General features: G+C 43.0%; 1 protein-coding gene. It reads left to right on the top strand.

The genetic code is table 11. The features are described 5' to 3' along the window. Window positions 1–66 precede the first annotated feature (66 nt). Complete coding sequence (locus CK486_RS17780) at window positions 67–246, top strand: hypothetical protein (RefSeq protein WP_371915518.1); 180 nt, start codon at window positions 67–69, stop codon at window positions 244–246. Window positions 247–400 lie beyond the last annotated feature (154 nt).

Here is a 400-nt window from a genome sequence, read left to right on the forward strand (position 1 = left end):
CAACGACCAGGCGGATTTGAGGCTACACAAAAAGGTTATTTTTATCAAAGAGCAAGACAACAAGATATTAACCTTGCTCGAAAAGCACTTAATGGGGGACGATATCACCCTGCTAGTTATTCTTTATGGTTTTTCGAGCCGCCCGGAAGTTGTCCTGCCCAATGGTATAATCAGCCCAATACCGGCCGATTCAAGTCGCATTGTTTCTTTTCTCCAACTCGTGCCAATTGTCCAAGCGTTTATTAACCATTCGAAGGAGGATTCTTAATGAAGCAACAGACCGCAAACCCGTATGGTCTATCAACGACCAGGCGGATTTGAGGCTACACAAAAAGGTTATTTTTATCAAAGAGCAAGACAACAAGATATTAACCTTGCTCGAAAAGCACTTAATGGGGGA

The sequence above is a fragment of the Pseudomonas sp. HAR-UPW-AIA-41 genome, from assembly GCF_002304225.1.
Lineage (GTDB): Bacteria > Pseudomonadota > Gammaproteobacteria > Pseudomonadales > Pseudomonadaceae > Aquipseudomonas.